Source organism: Deinococcus marmoris DSM 12784 (assembly GCF_000701405.1).
Taxonomy (GTDB): Bacteria; Deinococcota; Deinococci; order Deinococcales; family Deinococcaceae; genus Deinococcus; species Deinococcus marmoris.
Map to the genome: position 1 here is coordinate 1 of NZ_JNIV01000183.1, position 3,645 is coordinate 3,645.

Consider the following 3,645-nt stretch of genomic DNA (forward strand, 5'->3'; position numbering starts at 1 on the left):
CAGCGACGGGCAGCGACGGGCAGCGACGGGCAGCGTCAGGCGGGTCAGGCGGGTCAGACAGGCCGGGCAGGCAGTTCGGTGGCCGGTGGGGTGGTGCTGTTCTCGGTGACGCCCATGCTGCGGTCATGCGCAGTCTTCTCCAGCGCGATGAAGTAGATCAGTGTGCCAAAACCCACTTTGGCGAGAATATCGGCAATGCTGTAGCCCACCTGGAGTCCAACGACTCCGCTGGCGCTGAGGGTGCCGCCGCCCAAAAAGATGGGCATCAGGTAGGCGATGGGGTAAAAGCCCCACGACGCGAACAGCAGCAGCCTGAGGTTGCGCGTCAGCACCTGCACCCGTGGTGGCTGACGGTCTATCGCCTTGCCCAGCTCGGCAAACAAGATGTAAAGGATGTAGATAAACGGAATGGTGCTGATGGTGCCCCAGATCAGGCGGGTGGTGGTGTCGCCGGAGATTTCACCTGGGTAGCCCGTGGCGATCATCACGAAGGCGGCCAGCGCCAGCCGCCAGATCATGCCCGACGCGATGTTGCTGGCAAGGGCCAGAACCGCAACGGCCTCAACGAGCAGCAGTGGGACGGTCAGAATCCAGTCGGCGTAACGGTAGGCGTCGTTAAAGGGAATGGCCGTGGCGACATAGTTCCCGGCGTCCAGGGCATAGGACTCGTTCCAGGAGTTAAAGATGCGGAAGTAGTGGTAACAGGCAATCGCCACCACCAGCGCCGAGACCACCATGGCCGGGCGGTACTTGGGCGACAGGTTGCCCTGGGCCAGCACAAAAAATAGGAAGCCTGCGCCCATTGCGGCAATGGTGATCGAGAACATCTGATACACCAGGCCAAACTGACCGGAACTCAGTGAGAGCTTGGCCGCCTCCACTGGAGCGTTGTCCGACTGCGCCAGCGCAGTGCCCAGCAGCACGGCTAGGGTGGCGATGATCCAGGTGAAGGGCGTGAAACGTTGCCTCATGACAACTCCTATCGTAAGAGCCGCGCCGGGAGGGCACGGAAAGTGAGGTTACCCATGCTGGGTTAACGGATTGGGCGGCGAAGAGGAGAACCTTCGTCAGATTCGGTCTACCCGCCCAGCGCCAGATTTGTGTCAATGGGAAGTTGAAGGAATAGCGTGGCGACTCACCATTCAGCCTCCTGACGCGATTAGCGTAGGCTCACCTATCCATTTCATTTGCGCTAATCTTTACCGTTTAATTGTGCTAAAAGAGACGATTTTTTTAAGAGATTGTTGAAATAGATCTTGATCATCATGATAGAGAAACTAGGTAAAACAAATTATGGGCACTATTATATTGCGAGACCTACCGAAGAAAAGTCACCATGGCAATTAAACTTGTGAGCTTCAATCCTAATCAGTTTACTCTGTCGCTTACTTAACGCCAGTTAGGTACAAGAACTGTCTGGTCATCCCTGATCTCGGAAGAGTCAAGCCCATAGCAGCGCCGCACCGCCCATACATGCCGTCCCCAAGATCAGCAAAGCATATGCGGCCCATCGGGTCCGGCGAAGAGCGAAAGCCAGCACCACCACCACCCCCACTGCGAAGATTTGCCAGGGAAAAACATGGTCATAAGAAACGATCACCACTGGCACAGTTCGGCTTGTGCTCATGTCTCTCCTTCGTTGGGTTGCCTTAGTCCTCTTTGGCTTCCAGGAACTACTCTGAAGCTATGAGCGATGGTTTGACCTTTACCCTGCCCACAGGACGCGAGGAGTTGGTGGCCGCGTTCCTGTCTGTGTCTGACGGCGCTCAACAACTGATGTTTATGGCGATCAAGTTGCACAGTGGTCAGCCTGGCGGTGAGCTGGCAGACCGGATGCTGATGATGCTACGAACAGACCCCCGGACCCGGAGACGGGTCAGGCGAGTGGAAGGGCGACTCCAAAAGACCGAAGGTTTTAAAGAGGAGATCGAGCGCCAACGCTCCAGCAAATAGCTGAGCTGAGTACAAATTTGAGGTGTTTCGGGTGCGGCCTCAGCCCAGGCAGAGCAACGTTTCCCCCGGCCACACCCGCCCATTTCCCCGGCCTGATTTTGGCGTTTTCGCTGTATGGGGGAAAGTAGTAAGATAAGTACAGCTTCCGACTTTTGCGAAATCGTCGCTGAACACTTGCCCACACAACGGTTTCTGGGTCGGATAGAATAGAGGCTCAAAAGCAGTTCTCGCAAATCCAGGAGGAAAACACCGTGCCACCACGCAAAAAACAGTCGGATGCAACCGCGAACGTTACTACAACGAGTGGAGGCCGCAAAGTGTCGGTGGTACTGCCCGCTGAGCTGGCCGAACGGGTGGAACGGCTGGCCGACGTGCGCGGTGATCGGCTCACGACAACCGTGGTCCGGCTGGTGGAAGCCGGGGAGCGCCAAGCCCACGAAGCGATCCGCGAGGACGCTTTAGCGTCCCTGCGAACCGAACTCCTGGAGATGGTGGAAGGACTGGGGGTCCAGACCCGCAACGAGATCAAGGCCCAGGGCCACCGCCTCTCGCATCTCCTGGCCCGCACCGCCCTGGAGAGCATGGCCGGACGGCTGACGGCAGGCCACGCCCTGTACAAGCTCTACGCCAACGATCACGACACGGCCAAGCAGCTCTACGGCAGCGCCTGGAATCAGGCCGTCGAGAAGTTGAAGACCCCCACCCCTGGAGTGCGGGCCACCCTCAACGAGATCAGCGAGGGAGCGGGCGCGCAGGAACCGGCGGCACTGGTGGGTCTTGCGGAGGCCACCCGGCAACTTCAGCAAGGCTTGAAGGTGGTCAGCGCCCTGGTGGGGCGGGTGGAAGCCCTGGAAGGCCAGGAGAAACTGACCCAGAGTGGGATGGGGGAGCTGACGAGCAGCATTCATCGAATGACCGTCCAACTGCTGGCCGCTATTAACCATCTGGAAGATGCCCAGGAGGAGGCCAGCAAACCCCGTGGGATGTTCGGCGGGCGGAAGTAGATCATGTCCGCCAGAGCTTTCTCGGTGGTCAAGACCAGCTACACCCGCAGCGCGGGTGAAGCCAAGGGATCGGTGCGCTACATGCAGCACCGCCAGGACGACGCAGGCGAGCGGCAGGCCCGCCCGCTATTCGACAGAGACGGGGAGCTGACCCGTCAGGAGGCGTATGAGCGCCTGGACCGTGCCGCCGAGAGCGATGGGAAGACCTACTTCTACCGGCTGACTTTCAACCCCGGCGAGGGGCGCGCAGACCTGGACGAACACGGACGGCAGGCATGGGCCGCCGAGCAGATGGCGCGCATCGAGGCCCAGGGCAACCGGGTCAAGGATTGGATCGCGGTCAGCCACACGGACCAGGGCCAGCACGATCACATCCACGTCCTGGCGGCCACCAGCCGAACGCTCCAGAAGGACGAGTTGGCGGACCTGCGGACGTATGGCCGCGAGAGTTACGAACAGCAGCGGGAGATGCAGCGCGAGTTAGGGCTGTACCAAGACCACCCCGGCAGCATTCAGGAGTTGACGCAGCTTCACCAGCATGAGCGCAGCTACGACGAGGACCGGGCGTACCAGCGACAGCAGCAGCGGGAGCGGTCTTAGAGCGCGTTTATAAAGGGTCAGACCCGGTGGCAAGCTTGAGGTGTGAAACGCAAGCCTTACTCGTCGGACCTGACCCAAGCCCAGTTTA

4 protein-coding genes are annotated in these 3,645 nt (G+C 59.6%); 3 read left to right on the top strand and 1 reads right to left on the bottom strand.

Translation table 11 applies throughout. The features are described from left to right. Positions 1 to 53: 53 nt before the first annotated feature. Positions 54 to 971: a bacteriorhodopsin-like gene (locus Q319_RS0122690; RefSeq protein WP_081846255.1), complete on the bottom strand. Its 918-nt coding sequence runs from the start codon at positions 969 to 971 to the stop codon at positions 54 to 56. Positions 972 to 1,686: 715 nt separating this feature from the next. On the opposite strand from Q319_RS0122690, the gene Q319_RS0122695 reads away from it, so the two are divergent. From Q319_RS0122695 to Q319_RS0122705, 3 genes are all read left to right on the top strand, one after another. Next, a complete protein-coding gene (locus Q319_RS0122695; protein WP_029484673.1) occupies positions 1,687 to 1,953 on the top strand; it encodes a hypothetical protein in 267 nt (88 codons plus the stop codon). Positions 1,954 to 2,270: 317 nt separating this feature from the next. Next, the gene (locus tag Q319_RS0122700; protein WP_029484674.1) at positions 2,271 to 2,957 is read left to right on the top strand and encodes a hypothetical protein; all 687 of its coding nucleotides are present in this window, start codon (positions 2,271 to 2,273) and stop codon (positions 2,955 to 2,957) included. Between the two features lie 3 nt (positions 2,958 to 2,960). Beyond that, positions 2,961 to 3,557 carry a hypothetical protein gene (locus Q319_RS0122705; protein WP_034416510.1) on the top strand — a complete coding sequence of 199 codons (597 nt, stop codon included), beginning with the start codon at positions 2,961 to 2,963 and terminating at the stop codon, positions 3,555 to 3,557. Positions 3,558 to 3,645: the final 88 nt, after the last annotated feature.

Bases quoted from the DNA above. Each gene is read 5' to 3' on its own strand.
- Q319_RS0122690 (WP_081846255.1), bottom strand. From the start codon at position 971: ATGAGGCAACGTTTCACGCCCTTCACCTGGATCATCGCCACCCTAGCC.
- Q319_RS0122695 (WP_029484673.1), top strand. From the start codon at position 1,687: ATGAGCGATGGTTTGACCTTTACCCTGCCCACAGGACGCGAGGAGTTG.
- Q319_RS0122705 (WP_034416510.1), top strand. From the start codon at position 2,961: ATGTCCGCCAGAGCTTTCTCGGTGGTCAAGACCAGCTACACCCGCAGC.